This window comes from Pseudomonas sp. BP11-1-1, assembly GCF_052112105.1.
GTDB lineage: Bacteria > Pseudomonadota > Gammaproteobacteria > Pseudomonadales > Pseudomonadaceae > Aquipseudomonas > Aquipseudomonas alvandae.
In genome coordinates, this window is the sequence record NZ_JAUTYU010000006.1 from 123308 (window position 1) to 141133 (window position 17826).

At 63.0% G+C, this 17826-nt stretch carries 15 protein-coding genes; 4 read left to right on the top strand and 11 right to left on the bottom strand.

Annotation, left to right across the window (positions count from 1 at the left end):
- Positions 1-86: 86 nt before the first annotated feature.
- Complete coding sequence (locus tag Q7C33_RS14835) at positions 87-314, bottom strand: DUF3079 domain-containing protein (protein ID WP_030138812.1); 228 nt, start codon at positions 312-314, stop codon at positions 87-89.
- Positions 315-494: 180 nt separating this feature from the next.
- Here Q7C33_RS14835 and Q7C33_RS14840 point away from each other — a divergent pair, with 180 nt between their 5' ends.
- Genes Q7C33_RS14840 through Q7C33_RS14855 form a run of 4 tightly spaced genes read left to right on the top strand, consistent with a single transcriptional unit; the run spans position 495 to position 3585 of the window.
- Complete coding sequence (locus tag Q7C33_RS14840; RefSeq protein ID WP_030138811.1) at positions 495-1025, top strand: iron transporter; 531 nt, start codon at positions 495-497, stop codon at positions 1023-1025.
- 2 nt (positions 1026-1027) lie between these two features.
- Positions 1028-1357, top strand: coding sequence for a cupredoxin domain-containing protein (locus Q7C33_RS14845; protein WP_323155873.1), 330 nt, complete (start codon positions 1028-1030; stop codon positions 1355-1357).
- An 18-nt stretch (positions 1358-1375) separates the two neighbouring features.
- Positions 1376-2230, top strand: a complete 855-nt coding sequence (locus Q7C33_RS14850) for an FTR1 family iron permease (protein ID WP_407683652.1) — start codon at positions 1376-1378, stop codon at positions 2228-2230.
- A complete protein-coding gene (locus Q7C33_RS14855) occupies positions 2218-3585 on the top strand; it encodes a 4Fe-4S binding protein (RefSeq protein WP_407683653.1) in 1368 nt (455 codons plus the stop codon). Before Q7C33_RS14850 ends, Q7C33_RS14855 begins: the two co-directional genes overlap by 13 nt.
- Before the next feature lie 552 nt (positions 3586-4137).
- Here Q7C33_RS14855 and Q7C33_RS14860 read toward each other — a convergent pair.
- The 10 genes from Q7C33_RS14860 to Q7C33_RS14905 all read right to left on the bottom strand — a co-directional run bounded on the left by Q7C33_RS14860 (position 4138) and on the right by Q7C33_RS14905 (position 17788).
- Entirely contained in the window at positions 4138-5757 is a 1620-nt protein-coding gene (locus tag Q7C33_RS14860) for a methyl-accepting chemotaxis protein (RefSeq protein WP_198798232.1), read from the bottom strand.
- A gap of 113 nt (positions 5758-5870) precedes the next feature.
- The gene (locus Q7C33_RS14865; protein WP_030137642.1) at positions 5871-6566 is read right to left on the bottom strand and encodes an anaerobic ribonucleoside-triphosphate reductase activating protein; all 696 of its coding nucleotides are present in this window, start codon (positions 6564-6566) and stop codon (positions 5871-5873) included.
- Positions 6563-6724 carry an anaerobic ribonucleoside-triphosphate reductase gene (gene nrdD, locus Q7C33_RS14870; protein ID WP_030137643.1) on the bottom strand — a complete coding sequence of 54 codons (162 nt, stop codon included), beginning with the start codon at positions 6722-6724 and terminating at the stop codon, positions 6563-6565. The genes Q7C33_RS14865 and nrdD overlap by 4 nt, the downstream gene beginning before the upstream one ends.
- 31 nt (positions 6725-6755) lie before the next feature.
- On the bottom strand, positions 6756-8771 hold the full coding sequence (locus Q7C33_RS14875) for a ribonucleoside triphosphate reductase (RefSeq protein ID WP_407683654.1): 2016 nt from the start codon (positions 8769-8771) through the stop codon (positions 6756-6758).
- A gap of 290 nt (positions 8772-9061) precedes the next feature.
- Positions 9062-10054 carry a GTP 3',8-cyclase MoaA gene (gene moaA / locus Q7C33_RS14880; RefSeq protein WP_407683655.1) on the bottom strand — a complete coding sequence of 331 codons (993 nt, stop codon included), beginning with the start codon at positions 10052-10054 and terminating at the stop codon, positions 9062-9064.
- 25 nt (positions 10055-10079) lie between these two features.
- Positions 10080-11033, bottom strand: coding sequence for a peptidylprolyl isomerase (locus Q7C33_RS14885; protein WP_407683656.1), 954 nt, complete (start codon positions 11031-11033; stop codon positions 10080-10082).
- A gap of 10 nt (positions 11034-11043) precedes the next feature.
- Positions 11044-11724: a respiratory nitrate reductase subunit gamma gene (gene narI / locus Q7C33_RS14890; RefSeq protein ID WP_030137647.1), complete on the bottom strand. Its 681-nt coding sequence runs from the start codon at positions 11722-11724 to the stop codon at positions 11044-11046.
- Positions 11717-12472 carry a nitrate reductase molybdenum cofactor assembly chaperone gene (gene narJ, locus Q7C33_RS14895; RefSeq protein WP_030137648.1) on the bottom strand — a complete coding sequence of 252 codons (756 nt, stop codon included), beginning with the start codon at positions 12470-12472 and terminating at the stop codon, positions 11717-11719. Before narJ ends, narI begins: the two co-directional genes overlap by 8 nt.
- Before the next feature lie 2 nt (positions 12473-12474).
- The gene (gene narH, locus Q7C33_RS14900; RefSeq protein WP_030137649.1) at positions 12475-14013 is read right to left on the bottom strand and encodes a nitrate reductase subunit beta; all 1539 of its coding nucleotides are present in this window, start codon (positions 14011-14013) and stop codon (positions 12475-12477) included.
- A gap of 1 nt (position 14014) precedes the next feature.
- The gene (locus tag Q7C33_RS14905) at positions 14015-17788 is read right to left on the bottom strand and encodes a nitrate reductase subunit alpha (protein ID WP_407683657.1); all 3774 of its coding nucleotides are present in this window, start codon (positions 17786-17788) and stop codon (positions 14015-14017) included.
- Positions 17789-17826: the final 38 nt, after the last annotated feature.

A 17826-nucleotide genomic window follows, 5' to 3' on the forward strand; every position in this document is an offset into this window, starting at 1 on the left:
TAGCGACCGCAAGATCTTCAGGTCTGCTTCGCCCGAAGCGTCGGACCGGCCCAGCGGGAGCAAGCTCCCTCGCCACAGGGTTATTTTCATCCCTTCAGAGGGACGGCGGTTTCTTCCACGGCCTTGTCCGTCACATCCACCACGTCTATCCCCCAATCCCCGTGCAGGTACCAATCCTCGCCGATCATCTCCGCCGGGTGCATCGTGCGGTCGGCGCCGTTGCCGCACGCCAGCGCGGTCGACGCGCAGTAACGGTCGCACCCCCAACAAATGCGCTCGGGATGTTTGGGACTGATGGGAAAGGGCTTTGCCATGACGACCCCGCATGCCGGATGGATGTACCCCACCCTACCCTGGCGCCGCGCGGCGTCCCTTGATTCCGGTCAAGAACAGCGATCCGGGGAAAATCACGCTGAAAATTGACAAGAATCATTATTATTCGCAGCGAAGCTTCCTAGACTCGGCGCCATCACTTAGCCAACCAGGAAGTCATCATGCGCACACTCGCTCCCCTGTCCCTCGCCCTGTTGTGTCTCGCACCGCTGGCCCAGGCCAAGGAATACCCCATCGGCGAACCGCAACTGTGCCCCGGGCTTGAAGTCGGTGCGGTGTACCTGCAACCGATCGAAATGGCCCCTGCTGGGATGATGCGCGCCACCGCCGATTCCGACGTGCACCTGGAGGCCGACATCCGCGCCACGGCGGACAACCAGCAGGGCTTCCAGGAAGGCAGCTTCGTGCCCTATCTCAACGTCTCGTTCCAGTTGAAGAAACAAGGCAACGACACCGAGCTCAAGGGTGACTTCCACGCCATGGTCGCCAACGACGGACCGCACTACGGCGATAACGTGAAGCTGCTCGGCCCCGGCAAATACCAACTGACCTTCACCGTACTGCCGCCGGCTGGCCACGCATCCCTCGGCCGTCACACCGACAAGGAAACCGGCGTGGCGCCGTGGTTCGAGCGCTGTGAGCTGCGTTACGAATTCGTCTACGCCGGGATCGGAAAAAAAGGCGGGTACTGAAGATGAGTTGCCGATTCATCTGGCTGATGCTGGCCGGCCTGTCGCTGCCATCGATCGCCAAGGCCGAACTGCTCACTTACGAGCTGAGCATGCGCGACGGGCAGTTCACCCCGCCGCAGCTTGAAGTGCCGGCCGGCCAGCGTTTCAAGATCGTGCTGAAGAACATCGGCCAAGGCCCGGCGGAATTCGAAAGCACGCCGCTACGGGTCGAGAAGGTCCTGTCCCCCGGCGTGACCAGCTTCGTGGTGATCCACCCGCTGCGCCCCGGCCGTTACCCGTTCTTCGATGAATTCAACCCGCAGTTACCCGAGGGCAGCATTCTCGCCCGCTAATCCTCAGGAGAGGTTCGAATGACGCAATCGATGTTCATTGTCTGGCGCGAAAGCGTCGAGGCCTTGCTGGTGATCGGCATTCTCCAGGCCTGGGTGAGCCGCCAGCAGCAGGCCGATCGGCTGGTGCGCTACGTCTGGGGCGGTGCCGTCCTCGGCCTGCTGCTCTCGGGCGTGCTGGCCGGTTTGATCCTGTTGGCCGGCGAAGCCATGAGCGGCGCGGCCAACGAGTGGTTCCAGGCTTCATTGGCCTTGGTCGCCAGCCTGCTGATCGTGCAGATGGTCGGCTGGATGCACCGCCACGCCGGCACGCTCAGCCATGACCTGAGACGTCAGGCCGACCGCCGCCTGGGACGCCAGGGCGGCATGGGCCTGTTGATGCTGGCGTTGCTTGCCGTGTGCCGCGAAGGCAGCGAAACCGTGGTTTTTCTCTATGGCGCGGGCGCCCGGCTGCAAGGCCCTTCACTGGGGTTGTTCGCGGTCGGCGCGGTGGCCGGCCTGGTGTTGTCGCTGCTGACCGTTTCCCTGCTCCACGGCACTCGGCGATTCATCTCATGGCCGCGTTTTTTCGCCCTCAGCGAAGCGATCCTGCTGCTGTTGGGGTCAGCGTTGCTGGTCAGCGGCGTCGAGCGGGTCGGCGGGCAATTGTTGGCGATGGATTGGCCCGAGGCGGTGTATCGCGCCATTGGCGATGCGCTGTGGGACAGCAGCGGCATATTGGCTGACGGGCATGGCCTCGGTGGGTTTCTCGCGGATTTTGCCGGCTATCGAGCCAGCCCCAGCCTGCTGATGTTGCTGGTGTGGCTCGGCTATTGGCTGGTCGTCGCAGGTTGGCTGCGGCCGCGCAAGGCGGAACACCTGCCATGCCCGACCTGAATGCGGCGCTGCAGCGCCTCGGCGATGGCATGCGCCGCCATGGCGCGGCCATTCGCGCCGTGCAATGGGTGGTGGTGCTGTTTTATGCTGTGCTGCTGGTGGTGCCGGCGATGTTGCCATTGCCCGACAGCCAGGCGCGGCTGTTGGACAACCTGACGCTGTTGGCGCAGTTCCTGTTCTGGGGAATCTGGTGGCCGTTCGTGTTGTTGTCCATCGTCCTGTTCGGCCGGCTCTGGTGTGGCGTGCTATGTCCCGAGGGCGCCCTGAGCGAATGGGCCAGCCAATACGGCCGAGGCCTTGGGGTGCCGCGAGTATTGCGCTGGGCCGGCTGGCCGACCCTGGCGTTCTGCCTGACCACTCTCTACGGCCAATTGATCAGCGTCTACGATTACGCCCAGGCGGCGCTGCTGATCCTCGGTGGCTCGACCGTCGCCGCAGTTGTCGTCGGCCTGTTGTTCGGCCGGGGCAAGCGAGTGTGGTGCCGTTACCTGTGTCCGGTCAGCGGTGTCTTCGCCCTGCTCGCCCGCCTCGCCCCTGTGCACTTTCGAGTCGACGAACACCGTTGGCTGGAAAATCCCGGACCACGCCGCCCGCCTCCCAACTGCGCGCCCTTGCTCGACATCCGCCGAATGCGTGGCGCCGCCGATTGTCATGCCTGTGGTCGTTGCAGCGGCCAGCGCGACGCGGTGCGGCTGATCGCGCGCTCCAGCAACCAGGAAATCCTCCAGGCCACCCCCACCACCGTCTCACCTTGGGACGTACGCTTGTTGCTGTTCGGGGTCATTGGCCTGGCGATGGGGGCATTTCAGTGGACCGCCAGCCCTTGGTTCATTGACTTGAAACAAGGGTTGGCCCAATGGCTGGTATCGCACGATGTGACTTGGCCGCTGATGGACAACGCGCCATGGTGGTTGCTGACGCACTATCCGCGGCTCAACGACAGTTTCAGTTGGCTGGACGGTTTTTGCATCGTCGCCTATCTGGGCATGAGTGCGTTGCTGATGGGCACTGCGTTGATGCTACTGATGCGCCTGGCGGCCCGACTCTCGGATGATGCTGCACAGTATTGGCCCTTAGCCATCACCCTGGTGCCCCTCGGCGGTGCAGGGTTGTTCCTCGGCCTGTCGGCCACCACGGTGAAGCTGTTGCGCTACGAAGGGTTGTTGCTGGAATGGGTGCAGCCAGCCCGGGCGATGCTGCTGGTCGCGGCCATCGGCTGGAGCTTGCTGCTGGGCTGGAAAGTGCTCGGCCGCGACGGCGCCGTGCCGATCCGGCGGCTGCCCGCCATGGCCTGCCTGGTCCTGGCGAGCGGCTTGGTGGGATACGGTTGGTGGTTGCAGTTCTGGGGGTGGTAACACGAAGCCACCAACGTCCCCTGTGGGAGCGAGCCTGCTCGCGAAGGCGTCGGCACATCCAACTCCGATGCAAACTGACCCACCGCTTTCGCGAGCAAGCTCGCTCCCACAGGGATTCGCGGCGTCCACCATGTCCAGGCTCAAACACAAAGCCAATGTGGGAGCGAGCTTGCTCGCGAAGGCGTCGGCACATTCAACCTTAATTCAAACAGACCCACCGCCTTCGCGAGCAAGCTCGCTCCCGCAGGGATTTGCGGCGTCCACCATGTCCAGGCTCAAACACAAAGCCAATGTGGGAGCGGGCTTGCTCACGAAGGCGTCGGCACATCCAACTCCGATGCAAACTGACCCACCGCCTTCGCGAGCAAGCTCGCTCCCACAGGGATTCGCGGCGTCCACCATGTCCAGGCTCAAACACAAAGCCAATGTGGGAGCGAGCTTGCTCGCGAAGGCGTCGGCACATTCAAAACATGTGCAAACTGACCCACCGCTTTCGCGAGCAAGCTCGCTCCCACACAAGCTCGCTCTCACACAAGCCCGGTGCTACAAGGGCTACACCTTGAACCGCGCCACCGTCTCATGCAGCGACCCGGCCATCTGCGCCAAATCCTGGCCCGCCGTGTCGGTATGACGCGCACCGAGCAGCACCTGCTCGGAGAGGTTGCGGATGCCCACCAGGTTGCGGTCCACCTCGCGGGCCACCAGCGCCTGTTGTTCCGTGGCGCTTGCGATCATCAGGTTGCGCTCGTTGATCTGCGAGATCGAGCGGGCGATTTCATCCAGTGCCTCGCCCGAGCGCTGGGCCACTTGCAGCGTGGTCCGCACCCGTTCGCTGTTGCCTTGCATGGCGCTGACGGCCTGCTCGCTGTCCTGGCGGATGTTGCCGATCATGTCTTCGATTTCCCGGGTCGAGTCCTGGGTGCGATGGGCCAGGGCCCGCACCTCGTCGGCCACCACCGCGAACCCGCGCCCGGCATCCCCGGCCCGGGCCGCTTCGATGGCCGCGTTGAGCGCCAGCAGGTTGGTCTGTTCGGCAATGCCACGGATGACGTCCAGCACCGAGCTGATGTCCTGGACGCGTCCCGCCAGTTGCTGGATTCGTCCCGAAGTGTCGCTCACGCCGTCGGCCAAGGCATGGATCGACGCCACGGTTTCCTGGACCTGCTCCCTGCCGCGCTGGGCGGTCTGCTCGGAGAGTCGCGAGGCTTCGCTGGTGCTCACGGCGTTGCGCGCCACTTCATCCACCGCCGCGGTCATCTGGTTCACCGCCGCCGCGGCCTGTTCGATTTCCTGGCCTTGCAACTGCAAGGTGCTGTTGGTCTGGCTGCTCACCGCGCTCAACTCCTCGGACGAACTGGCGACCCGATCCACCGACGCCGCAATCTGCCGGACCATCGTATTCAGGCTCTGCTGCATATCGTGCATGCTGCCCATGACGCTGTCGTTCGCCCCGATACCCACCGGCACCCGGATCGTCAGGTCGCCACGGGCGATGTGGCTCAGCACCCGCGCCGCATCATTGGGTTCGCCGCCGAGCGGACGGGTCACGCTGCGCGTCACCAGCAGCGCGACGGTGCTCACCACGGCCAGGCAGGCCAGCACCAACGCGAGCATGTTGCGTCGCGCCTCGCTATAGCGCGCCTGGGCCAGTTGTTCGCGCTCGCCAAAAATCCTGCCTTGCATCGCCATCATCACTTCAAGGCTCTTGTACACCTCAAGCTCCGCCGGGATCACGCCCTGCTTGAGCTGCGTCATCGCCTCGTCCGTCGCGCCCTGGCGGATCAGCGCCTGCACCTGGACGAACGCGGCCACGTAGGCCTCGCGGCGCTTCTTCAACTCGGCGTAGGCGGCCTTGCCTTCGGGTTGGTCGAACAGCGGCTCCAGCGTCGCAAAAGCCTGGGTGATGCGCTGGCGGGTGGTGTCGATGGATTGCTGGACCTGGGTGTTGTTCTTGTCGATCAACAGGTCCCGGGTGTTCCTGGCGTTGTCGCGCACGCCCGTGGCGATGGCCATGATCGGATCGATCTTCGGCCAATCCTGCCGGACGATCTGCACCGCCTGGTCACGCAGCATCGCCAAGTCGTTCAAGGCGTACAGTGCCAGGGCGATCAACGCCAGTGGCGCGATGGCAAAGCCGATCACGATACGTTGGGCAGTGGTGATTCTGGTCATGTCAAATGCTCCCTGTTCAACTACCTGCCGACTGGCAGCGCATTTGAAAACCATTGGAAAAAGTCTGGCCCGGACATCCCGGGCCGCTGTCGATGATGGATTCCCGCTGTCGCTCAACTGCGTAAAACGAACGAGGGGAACAACTCGCGCAAGGCGGCCCACAGCTCAGGCTGCAAGGCGTGTGCCGAAACGCTGGAAAGGTGGGGATCGAGCATCCGCGCGGTGCGTACCAACTGCACGGCAAAACGACTGACGCCCCGCTCGCTCAAGCGGCGGGCCAGGGCCAGCAGTCGGTCGGGGTCGAACAGGTGCCAGTGCACGGTGGTCCGGCATTCATAGTCCACGCCGCTGTCCAGCAGATGGTCGAGGCTGCGCCAGTTCGCCGCGCCGCTGCCTTCAACGCGGGTCACGTCCAGGGCGTCCTCGGGCAAGGCCTTGATGTCGAAGCCGACCCAATCGGCCTGTCCGACCACTTTGGCGAAAGCCGCTGGCTTGATGCCGGCGCTGTGCAGGCCGATGCGAAAACCCATCTGCCGTACTTCGTCCATGGCCGCAGCCAGGCCGTCCTGCAAGGTTGGCTCGCCGCCGCTGAACACCACGGCGTCGAGTAGATCCTGGCGACGTTGCAGGAACGCCAGCACCCGACACCACTCCACTTCCTCGCTGCCGCGCGGCGGGATCAGTTGCGGGTTATGGCAATAACGACAACGCCAGGCACAACCCTGGCAGAACAGGACGCAGGCCAGTTGGCCGGGATAATCGAGGGTGGTCAGGGGCACCATGCCCCCAACCCGTAGCACTCGACTCATGGACGCCCGGCCGCGCGTTCGGTGAAGTGCACCCGCTCGCGGTGTTCGGATTGCTTGCCCGGGTTGAAGGCCGCCACCGGGCGGTGATAGCCCATGACTCGGGTCCAGACTTCGCAACGTTGACGCTGTGCCTGTGGAATCGTTTGTACTGCGCTCATGGATAAAGCTCCTTGCGGTCGATGGATCGGATCAGTGAACGCTGCCCTGGTGCTGTTGTTGCAACAGCAAGGCCTCGTCGCATTTCGGGCAGAACTCATGTTCGCCGGCCAGGTAGCCGTGCACCGGGCAGATGGAAAACGTCGGCGTGATGGTCAGGTACGGCAGGCGGAAACGCCCCAGTGCCTTGCGCACCAGTTGCTTGCAGGCCTGGGTCGAGGAAATCTGCTCGGCCATGTACAGGTGCAACACGGTGCCGCCGGTGTACTTGCATTGCAGCTCGTCTTGCAGCTCCAGGGCTTCGAACGGATCCTCGGTGAAGCCCACTGGCAACTGCGACGAGTTGGTGTAGTAAGGCGCGACCGGGCTGCCGGCCTGGAGGATGTCGGGATAGCGCTTGAGGTCTTCCTTGGCGAAGCGATACGTGGTGCCTTCGGCGGGCGTGGCTTCGAGATTGTAGAGGTGGCCGGTTTCCTCTTGGAAACGCAGCAATGTGGCGCGCACGTGGTCCAGTAGTTTCAGCGCGAAGGCCCGACCCTGTTCGGTGTGCAGGCCCTCCTGGTCATCAGTGAAATTGCGCAGCATTTCGTGCAGGCCGTTCACGCCGATGGTGGAAAAGTGATTGCGCAAGGTGCCGAGGTAACGCTTGGTATACGGGTACAAACCGGCATCCATGTGATGCTGGATGACCTTGCGCTTGACCTCCAGGCTCTCCTTCGCCAGTTCCATCAGGGTATCGATGCGTTGCAGCAGCCCGCTGGTGTTGCCTTTGTACAGGTAGCCCAGGCGCGCGCAGTTGATCGTCACCACGCCCAGGGACCCGGTCTGCTCCGCGGAGCCGAACAAGCCGCCACCGCGCTTGAGCAGCTCGCGCACGTCCAGTTGCAAGCGGCAGCACATCGACCGCACCTGGTTGGGTTGCATGTCCGAATTGAGGAAGTTCTGGAAATACGGCAGGCCATAGCGGGCCGTCATCTCGAACAAGCGGTCGGCGTTCTCGCTGTCCCAGGGGAAATCATGGGTGATGTTGTAGGTCGGGATCGGGAAGGTGAACACCCTGCCCTTCGCGTCGCCAGCCTGCATCACCTCGATATAGGCGCGGTTGATCAACTCCATTTCCGCTTGCAGGTCACCGTAGGCGAACGGCATTTCTTCGCCGCCGATCACCGGGATCTGTTCCCGCAGGTCCTGTGGGCAGACCCAGTCGAAGGTGAGGTTGGTGAACGGCGTTTGCGTGCCCCAGCGCGACGGCACGTTGAGGTTGTAGATGAATTCCTGCAATGACTGGCGGATGTCGTCGTAGCTGAGGTTGTCCTTGCGCACATAGGGCGCCAGGTAGGTGTCGAACGAACTGAACGCCTGGGCGCCGGCCCATTCGTTCTGCAGGGTGCCGAGGAAATTCACCATCTGCCCCAGGGCGCTGCTCAAATGCTTGGGCGGCCCGGCCTCGACCCGCCCGGGTACGCCGTTGAGGCCTTCGTGCAGCAAGGTGCGCAAGGACCAGCCGGCGCAGTAGCCGGCGAGCATGTCCAGATCGTGGATATGCAAATCCGCCTCGCGGTGCGCCTCGCCGATGGCTTGGCTGTAGACCTCGTCCAGCCAGTAGTTGGCGGTGACCTTGCCCGACACGTTGAGGATCAACCCGCCCAGGGAATACCCCTGGTTGGCGTTGGCCTGCACGCGCCAGTCTTCGCGATCGAGGTATTCATTCATCGACGTGGCGACTTCCACCAGTGTACGGCGGTCCCGGCGCAGGCGCCCGTGCTGCTCGCGGTAGACGATGTAGGCGCGCATGGACAGGAAATACCCGGCGTCCATCAGCACCCGCTCGACGCGGTCCTGGATCTGCTCGACGTTCAAGCGTGTCTGCCCTTCCAACCGCGCCAATACGGCGTTGAGCAATCCTTCGGCCTCGGCTTCGGCGTATTCACCGGTGGCCTTGCCGGCGGCGATCAACGCCTGGCGGATCTTGTCCGCGTCAAAGGCGACCACACTGCCATCGCGCTTGTGCAAGCGGTTGCAGCCTACTGAGATCAACGTGCTCTGCATTTTGGCTCCAGATACTACATATAGGTGTTTTTAATCTTTAATACACAATATGCAGTGGAGGATACGTCTGAAGGGATTGCTTGAAATTGACTGATGTCAAGAAGGACCACGGCTCGGAAAGCTCTTTCGTGAACACCGAAAACCGTGGCGAGGGGATTTATCCCCGCTGGGCTGCGCAGCAGCCCCTTAAGCAGTCAACTTTAACCTGCCTGACACACTGGGTTGACTGCATTTAGGGCCGCTACGCGCCCCAGCGGGGATAAATCCCCTCGCCACAAAAGCCGCCATCCTCAGCCACCGCTCATGTTCATGAACCGCACGATCTGCACTTCCCCGCCAGGGCTGAAGTCATGCTGCAACGGCTTGCCTTTCAATGCCCGTTTGATCGACTGAACGATCGGCTCATCATCCAGCGGATAACGCCGCAGCAAACCCCGAAGGTCGAGAGAATCCTCCTGCCCCAGGCACAGCAACAGGCGCCCTTCGACAGTCATGCGCACGCGGTTGCAACTGGCGCAAAAGTTGTGGGTGTTGGGCGAGATGAAACCGATCCGAGTATCCGGGTGCCGTTCCAACCGCACATAGCGCGCCGGTCCGCCGCTGCTCTCGGCGCTGTCGAGCAAACGATGATGACGGGCAATTTCGGCCCGAACTTCATCGCTGGAACAGAACGACTCGCCCCGGGAACGACCGACCTCGCCCAAGGGCATTTCCTCGATGAAACTGATGTCGATGCGCCGGTCGATGGCGTACTGCACCAACGCCGGCACCTCATCGAAGTTGCGCCCCTTCATCACCACACAGTTGAGTTTGATCCGCTCGAATCCCGCGCCGGTTGCCGCCTCGATGCCGGCCAGCACCCGATCCAGATCGCCGTTGCGGGTGATGGCCCGGAAACGCTCGCCGTCGAGGCTGTCGAGGCTGATGTTCATGCGCTTGACGCCAGCATCCACCAGCGGCCGGGCCAAACGTCCGAGCTGCGAGCCGTTGCTGGTCATCACCAGCTCCCGCAGGCCGGGCAATGCCGCGATGTCACGACACAGCCCGACGATGCCCGGACGGATCAGCGGCTCGCCGCCGGTGAGGCGAATCTTCTTCACCCCCAGGCCGACGAACAACCGCGCCAGGCGCTGCAACTCTTCCAGGGTCAAGACTTGCTGGCGCGGCAGGAAGGTCATGTTTTTCGCCATGCAATACACACAGCGAAAATCACAACGATCGGTCACCGACATCCGCAAATAATCGATCTGGCGCCCAAATCCATCCTGCAACACCGCGTTCATGCGTACCTCCCGGTTGAGCCGCTATTCACTGCACCAGCGGCGAGTCGGCGCCCTGAAGATGAATGCCGCGAATATCCGCCGCACCGATCAGGGTTTGCAGGTACTGCACCAGCGCTTTTTGCCACACGCCCTGCTGCAACTGGGTGCGAATCGCCGTCGCCACCGCCTCGTACGGCAACGGCTGGCCGTCGATGCGCTGGTCGATGCTGATCACGTGCCAGCCATAACGGCTTTCCAGCGGTTTGCTCGCCAGGCCCGCCGGCAGGGTGAACAACTGGCGCTCCAGTTCCGGCACGGTCTGGCCCTTGCTGATCTGCCCCAGCGAACCGCCCTGCTCCTTGGACGGACACGCCGAATACTTCAGCGCCAACTCGGCGAAGCTGCCGGGGAACTGATCGAGCCGTTCCAGCAGCAACTCGGCCTGGACGTGGGCCAGGCTGCGGGCCTCGGCATCGTCCGGCGCGCATTCGAGCAGGATGTGCCGCACCGCCAGCAACGGCGCGCTGTGAAAGCGTGCACGGTTGCTGTCGTAGTAATGCAGGCAGGTCGCCTCGTCGCACTGTGGCACCTGCACTTCGCGCTCCAACAGCAACCGCGTCGCCGCTTCCTCTTCGTTTTCACCGGCGCCGACCTGCAACGCCAGGCCAAGCTCGGCGATGCGTTGCTTGAGCAATTCGCGAATCACCAAGGCACGGGCGGCCTGGTAGACCGCCTCCTCACGGCTTTCGGCCGGGTGATATTGCAGTTCCTGGGCCATCGCCTGCGGGGCGATCGACACCCCGTTGACGCTGATGATCGGCCACTCCTGCTCACTGCTGGCGATCAACTGTGGCGCTTCATCCGCCACTGCCTGCTCGGCCTGGGCCGGCTCGAACGCCACCGCCCCCACCGGTTCGATATCGACTGTCGGCGCGGTTTTAGCCGAGGAACCGCAACCGCCACCACCACTACCGCCACCACATCCGCATCCACTCGCCATGATCTTCTCCTCAGAACTTCTGCCGAACGATTTGATAACGACGCCCCAGGTACCAGACCGGCGCGCTGACGATGTGCACCAGGCGGGTGAACGGGAACAACACGAACAGGGTCAGGCCCAACAGCACGTGAAGCTTGTAGACCAGGCCCACCGGCGCCATCGAGGTCGCGGCTTCAACCGGACGCAACAGCACGGTGTTCTGTGCCCAGTCCGCCAGCATCACCATCACCGAACCGTCCATATGGGCGGTGGACGCGACGATGGTCATCAGCCCCAACACCAGTTGCACCAGCAGCACCACCAGTACGAGGATGTCCGACACATTGGAGGTGGCGCGCACCCGAGGGTCGGTCAGGCGCCGGTTGAGCAGCATCAGCAAACCGATCAGGCCGAGCACACCGAAGAAACCGCCGGAAACCATCGCCAGCAACTGCTTGTTCTCGGTGCTCAGGAAGTGGTGATAAACCGCCGAAGGCGTCAGCAGCCCGACGAAGTGCCCGGCCAGCACGAACAGCACGCCGACATGGAACAGGTTGCTCGCCACGCGCATGCCGCGCTTATTGAGCATCTGGCTCGAACCGGCCTTCCAGGTGTACTGGGACAGGTCGAACCGCGCCCAACTGCCGATCAGGCAGATCGCCAGGGCGACATACGGATAGACCCCGAACAACAACAGATCCCATTTAGACATTGCCCACCTCCCCGGCCGGCGCGGCGGCCAGCCCTTCATGCTGAAAATCCACCCAGTGCAGCGGCACTGCACTTTCTTCCCGGGCCCGGCCCGGCGCGCTCGGCATCGAGCTGCAACGGTCTTGCTGCTCGGCCTTCATGAAATCCACCGCCTCTTCTTCCCAGACTTTGTCCAGGGCTTCGAGGGAGTCATCCCTATGCTCGGCCTTCACTTGTTCGAGCATCTCGGCCACCGCCGCCTGGGGTTCGGCCCCGGCGATTTGCAACAAGGCCCGGAAACAACTGGCGTAGGCGCTTTCCCGCTCTTCCAGGCGCGCCGCGAGCAAGGCCAGCAGGTGCGCCACATCGGCCAGGCCCTCGCGGGCCTCCAAGTCTTCGCGGGTGGAGAGAAACTCCAGGTACAACGGGATGTAGTCGGGCAGCTCCTTGATGCCGATGGCAAACCCGGCTTCTTCGTACTGGGCCATCATGTCGACCATAGCCTGGCCCCGGTCGCGGGACTCGCCATGGACGTGTTCGAACAACAACAGCGACAACGAACGACCGCGGCCGAACAGCGCGCCGTAGTGCTCCTGGCCGTCCATCAGGTCCTGGCCGCAGATCAACTCCAGCAGCTCGAACAACCCGGCGCGCTGGGCGGGACTGATTTCCCGCGCCTGCACGATCGCCTGCTCCAGCTCGTCGCGTCCGGCCACCAGGTTTTCGGTCGGGTAGTCGAGCAGCAACGAAATCACTTTGAGAATGCGCATGCTCATTCCTCCCACAACTGGACGGTTTTGATCACGTCACGGCGGTTGGCCTTCTTGCCACCGAACATGTTGGTGTCCGAGCTGCCACTGCAACCGCTGCCGAAGCTGAAGCCACAGCCGGAGCGCTCGGCAAATGCGTCGCTCATGGCATCTTCGCGGTGGGCGCTTGGCACGACGAAACGGTCTTCGTAGTTGGCAATCGCCAGGTAGCGGTACATCTCTTCCACCTGGTTCACGCTCAGGCCAACGTCGGCGAGCACTTGCAGGTCTTGTACGCCATCCACCTGTTCCGAACGCTTGTAAGCGCGCATCGCCAGCAGACGCTTGAGGGCATGCTTGACCGGTTTCTCATCGCCGGCGGTGAGCATGTTCGCCAGGTAACGCAGCGGGATGCGCAGGCTGTCGACGTCCGGGATCACCCCGTTCATGCCCACGGTGCCGGCGGCGGCTGCGTTCTGGATCGGCGACAGTGGCGGCACGTACCAGACCATCGGCAAGGTGCGGTACTCCGGGTGCAGCGGCAGTGCGAGTTTCCAATCCACGGCCATCTTGTAGACCGGCGAACGCTGCGCCGAATCGATCACCGACTGCGGCACGCCATCGGCCAGGGCCTGGCGAATCACCGCCGGGTCGTTCGGGTCGAGGAAGATCTCCAGTTGTTTCTCGTACAGGTCCTGCTCGTTGGCGGTGCTTGCCACTTCGCTGATGCGGTCGGCGTCATACAGCAGCACGCCGAGGTAACGGATCCGGCCCACGCAGGTCTCGGCGCAAACGGTCGGCATCCCGGCTTCGATGCGCGGGTAGCAGAAGATGCATTTTTCCGACTTGCCGCTTTTCCAGTTGAAGTAGATTTTCTTGTACGGGCAACCGCTGATGCACATGCGCCAGCCGCGGCATTTTTCCTGGTCGATCAGGACGATGCCGTCCTCCTCGCGCTTGTAGATCGCCCCGCTCGGGCACGACGCCGCGCACGCCGGGTTCAGGCAGTGCTCGCACAGGCGCGGCAGGTACATCATGAAGGTGTTTTCGTACTCGCCGTAGATGTCCGCCTGGATCTTGTCGAAGTTCTTGTCCTTGCGCCGCTTGGCGAATTCGGTGCCGAGGATTTCTTCCCAGTTCGGGCCCCACTCGATCTTCTCCATGCGCTTGCCGGACACCACCGAACGTGGCCGCGCAGTGGGCTGGTGCTCGCCCAGCGGTGCGGTGTGCAGGTGCTGGTAGTCAAAGTCGAACGGTTCGTAGTAATCGTCCAGGCTCGGCAAGTCCGGGTTGGCGAAGATGTTCGCCAGCACGCGGAACTTGCCGCCGATGCGCGGGTTGATCGAACCGTCAGCGTTGCGGATCCAGCCGCCTTTCCACTTGTCCTGGTTTTCCCACTCCTTGGGATAGCCGATGCCAGGCTTGGATTCGACGTTGTTGAACCAGGCGTATTCCATGCCCTCGCGGCTGGTCCAGACGTTCTTGCAGGTAATCGAGCAGGTGTGGCAGCCGATGCATTTGTCCAGGTTCAGGACCATGCCGATTTGTGAGCGAATCTTCATCTCAGTTCTCCTCGATATCAGTCGGCAGTGGACGCGGCAGATCATCGCCACTGGAACCGTCGAGCCAATCGACCTTGACCATCTTGCGCACCACGACGAATTCGTCGCGGTTGCAACCGACCGTGCCGTAATAGTTGAAGCCGTAGGCCTGTTGGGCGTAGCCGCCGATCATGTGGGTGGGCTTGAGCACCACGCGGGTCACCGAGTTGTGGTGGCCGCCGCGGGTCTTGGTGGTTTCCGAACCCGGCACGTTCACGATCCGCTCCTGGGCGTGGTACATCATCACCATGCCTTCCTTGACCCGCTGGCTGACCACCGCCCGGGCGGTGAGCGCGCCGTTGGCGTTGAAGCATTCGATCCAGTCGTTGTCCTCGATCCCGGCGCGCTGGGCGTCGATCTCCGAGAGCCAGACAATCGGTCCGCCACGGCTCAAGGTCAGCATCAGCAGGTTGTCGCTGTAGGTGCTGTGGATGCCCCATTTCTGGTGCGGGGTGATCCAGTTCAGGACGATCTCGGGCTGGCCGTTGCTGCGTTTGCCTTTCACGCCTTCGATGGTGCGGGTGTTGACCGGTGGCCGATAGCTCATCAGTTGCTCGCCGAACGCCTGCATCCACGGGTGATCCTGGTAGAACTGCTGGCGACCGGTGATGGTGCGCCATGGGATCGACTCATGGACGTTGGTGTAGCCGGCGTTGTAGCTCACGTGATCGTCTTCCAGGCCGGACCAGGTCGGGCTGGAGATGATCTTGCGCGGCTGGGCCTGGATGTCGCGGAAGCGAATCGCTTCGTGCTCTTTCGACACGGCGAGGTGGCTGTGGTCGATGCCGGTGAATTCCGACAGCGCCGCCCAGGCTTTCACCGCGACATGGCCGTTGGTTTCCGGTGCGAGGGACAGGATCACTTCGGCGGCGTCGATGGCGCTGTCGATTTTTGGCCGGCCCTGGCTGATGCCCGCGTCGACTTCCTTGTGGTTCAGCTCACCGAGGAATTTCACTTCGGTGTCGGTGTTCCAGTTGATGCCCTTGCCGCCGTTGCCGAGTTTTTCCAGCATCGGGCCGAGGGAAGTGAACTGCTTGTAGATGTTCGGGTAGTCGCGCTCGACTACTTGCAGGTTCGGCGCGTTCTTGCCCGGTTGCGGCGCCACCCCGGCGCTCTTCCAGTCGGTGCCGCCAAACGGCTGGGCCAGTTCGCCGACGCTGTCATGCATCAACGGCACGGTGACCAGGTCTTTCTCGACACCGAGGTGACCGACCGACATGGCCGAGAACGCCTTGGCGATGCCCTTGTAGATTTCCCAGTCCGAACGCGACTCCCAGGCCGGATCGATGGCTGCGGACAGCGGGTGAATGAACGGGTGCATGTCCGAGGTGTTCATGTCGTCTTTTTCGTACCAGGTCGCGGTCGGCAAGACGATGTCGGAATACACGCAGGTCGAGGACATGCGGAAGTCCAGGGTGGTGACCAGGTCGAGCTTGCCGATGGCGCCCTCGTCGACCCATTCGGCCTCGGTAGGCTTGCAGTCGCCGACCTGGCCGATGTCTTCGTTCATCACGCCGTTCTTGGTGCCGAGCAGGTACTTGAGCATGTACTCGTGGCCCTTGCCCGATGACCCGAGCAGGTTGGAACGCCAGATGAACATGTTGCGCGGGAAGTTCACCGGGCTGTCCGGCTGTTCGCAGGCAAAGCGCAGGGAACCGTCCTGCAGCGACTTGACCACGTACTCCTTCGGATCAAGACCAGCGGCGGCGGCATCACGGCAGATGTGCAGCGGGTTGGTGTTGAGTTGCGGCGCGCTCGGCAACCAACCGGCGCGTTCGGCGCGGATGTTGTAGTCCAGGGCGTGCTCGGGGAATTGCGACTTGTCGGCCAGGGGCGAGAGCACGTCGTGCATGCTCATTTTCTCGTGGCGCCATTGCGAACTGTGGCCGTAGAAGAAGCTGGTGCCGTTCATCTGCCGTGGCGGACGGTTCCAGTCCAGGCCGAAGGCCAGGGGCAGCCAGCCGCATTGCGGACGGAGTTTTTCCTGGCCGACGTAGTGAGCCCAGCCGCCACCGGTTTGGCCGATGCAACCGCAGAGCATGAGCATGTTGATCAGCCCACGGTAGTTCATGTCCATGTGGTACCAGTGGTTCATCGCCGCACCGACGATGATCATCGAGCGTCCACGGGTCTTGTCGGCGTTGTCGGCGAACTCGCGGGCGATCTGGATCGCCTTCTCGCGGCTCACACCGGTGATCTGCTCCTGCCAGGCCGGGGTGCCGGGCACCGAGGCGTCGTCATAATCCTTGGCGACATTGGCGCCACCGAGGCCACGGTCGATCGCCAGGTTGGCCGCCGACAGGTCGAATACGGTGGCGACTTTCGCCACGCTGCCGTCGGCCAGCACCACGCTGTGCACCGGCACACGACGGTATTGCACCGCATCGCCGGCCACGTGCTGGAAGTATTCCTGGGACTCGCCAGCGAAATACGGGAACGCCACCTCGGCGACGTCGCCGCCGATCAGGCTCAGCTTGAGGTCGATGTCGCGGCCTTCGCCGCCTTCACGGGGCAGGATGTTCCACTTGCCCTTCTCACCCCAGCGATACCCGATGGAACCTTGAGGCGAAACCAGCTCGCCGTTGGCGTCCAGGGCGATGGTTTTCCATTCCGGGTTGTTGTCCTGGCCGAGGTTGTCGGTCAGGTCGCTGGCCCGCAGGAAACGGTCCGGCTGGTAACCCGAACCCGGCGCCACGCCGAGCATCGGCTTGAGCATCACCAGCACCGGCAGGTCGGTGTAGCGCTTGGCGTAGTCGGTGAAATAGGCGCTCGGCTTGTCCAGGTGGAATTCTTTGAAGATCACATGGTTGAAGGCCTGGGCCAGCGCGGCGTCAGTGCCCTGCTTGGGGTTGAGCCACAGGTCGGTGAGCTTGGCGACTTCCGAATAGTCGGGGGTGATCGCCACGGTCTTGGTGCCCTTGTAGCGCACCTCGGTGAAGAAGTGGGCGTCGGGGGTACGGGTCTGCGGGACGTTGGAGCCCCAGGCAATGATGTAGTTGGAGTTGTACCAGTCGGCCGATTCCGGCACGTCGGTCTGCTCGCCCCAGACCATCGGCGAGGCTGGCGGCAAGTCGCAATACCAGTCATAGAAGCTCAGGCACACGCCACCGATCAGCGACAGGTAGCGCGAGCCGGCGGCGTAGCTGACCATCGACATGGCCGGGATCGGCGAGAAGCCGACCACGCGGTCCGGGCCGTGTTCCTTGATGGTGTAGACGTTGGCGGCGGCGATGATCTCGTTGACTTCTTCCCAGTTGGAACGGATGAAGCCACCCATGCCGCGCTTGCTCTTGTACGAGTCGGCCTTGGCCTTGTCCTCGACAATGCTCGCCCACGCCTCGACAGGCGGCAGGGTCTGCCGGGCTTCGCGCCACAGCTTGAGCAATGGCTTGCGAATCTTCGGGTACTTGAGCCGGTTGGCGCTGTAGATGTACCAGCTATAGCTCGCGCCACGGGGGCAGCCGCGTGGCTCGTGGTTGGGCAAGTCGTTGCGGGTGCGCGGGTAGTCGGTCTGCTGGGTTTCCCAGGTGATCAGGCCGTTCTTGACGTAGATTTTCCACGAGCACGAACCGGTGCAGTTCACCCCGTGGGTGGAACGCACGATCTTGTCGTACTGCCAACGGGAACGGTAGACGTTCTCCCAGTCGCGGGACTCCTTGCGGGTCTCGCCATGGCCGTCTGAAAACTCGCCTTGCTTGCGGTTGAAGAACCGCAGTTGATCCAGTAAATGACTCACAGTGTCTTCCTCTCAGGCTTGCTCCGCGGGGTCTGCGC

Excerpts from the sequence above, each read along its gene's own strand:
- Q7C33_RS14835 (WP_030138812.1), bottom strand. The coding sequence starts at position 314 with ATGGCAAAGCCCTTTCCCATCAGTCCCAAACATCCCGAGCGCATTTGT.
- Q7C33_RS14840 (WP_030138811.1), top strand. The coding sequence starts at position 495 with ATGCGCACACTCGCTCCCCTGTCCCTCGCCCTGTTGTGTCTCGCACCG.
- Q7C33_RS14845 (WP_323155873.1), top strand. The coding sequence starts at position 1,028 with ATGAGTTGCCGATTCATCTGGCTGATGCTGGCCGGCCTGTCGCTGCCA.
- Q7C33_RS14850 (WP_407683652.1), top strand. The coding sequence starts at position 1,376 with ATGACGCAATCGATGTTCATTGTCTGGCGCGAAAGCGTCGAGGCCTTG.
- Q7C33_RS14855 (WP_407683653.1), top strand. The coding sequence starts at position 2,218 with ATGCCCGACCTGAATGCGGCGCTGCAGCGCCTCGGCGATGGCATGCGC.
- Q7C33_RS14860 (WP_198798232.1), bottom strand. The coding sequence starts at position 5,757 with ATGACCAGAATCACCACTGCCCAACGTATCGTGATCGGCTTTGCCATC.
- Q7C33_RS14865 (WP_030137642.1), bottom strand. The coding sequence starts at position 6,566 with ATGAGTCGAGTGCTACGGGTTGGGGGCATGGTGCCCCTGACCACCCTC.
- nrdD (WP_030137643.1), bottom strand. The coding sequence starts at position 6,724 with ATGAGCGCAGTACAAACGATTCCACAGGCACAGCGTCAACGTTGCGAA.
- Q7C33_RS14875 (WP_407683654.1), bottom strand. The coding sequence starts at position 8,771 with ATGCAGAGCACGTTGATCTCAGTAGGCTGCAACCGCTTGCACAAGCGC.
- moaA (WP_407683655.1), bottom strand. The coding sequence starts at position 10,054 with ATGAACGCGGTGTTGCAGGATGGATTTGGGCGCCAGATCGATTATTTG.
- Q7C33_RS14885 (WP_407683656.1), bottom strand. The coding sequence starts at position 11,033 with ATGGCGAGTGGATGCGGATGTGGTGGCGGTAGTGGTGGTGGCGGTTGC.
- narI (WP_030137647.1), bottom strand. The coding sequence starts at position 11,724 with ATGTCTAAATGGGATCTGTTGTTGTTCGGGGTCTATCCGTATGTCGCC.
- narJ (WP_030137648.1), bottom strand. The coding sequence starts at position 12,472 with ATGCGCATTCTCAAAGTGATTTCGTTGCTGCTCGACTACCCGACCGAA.
- narH (WP_030137649.1), bottom strand. The coding sequence starts at position 14,013 with ATGAAGATTCGCTCACAAATCGGCATGGTCCTGAACCTGGACAAATGC.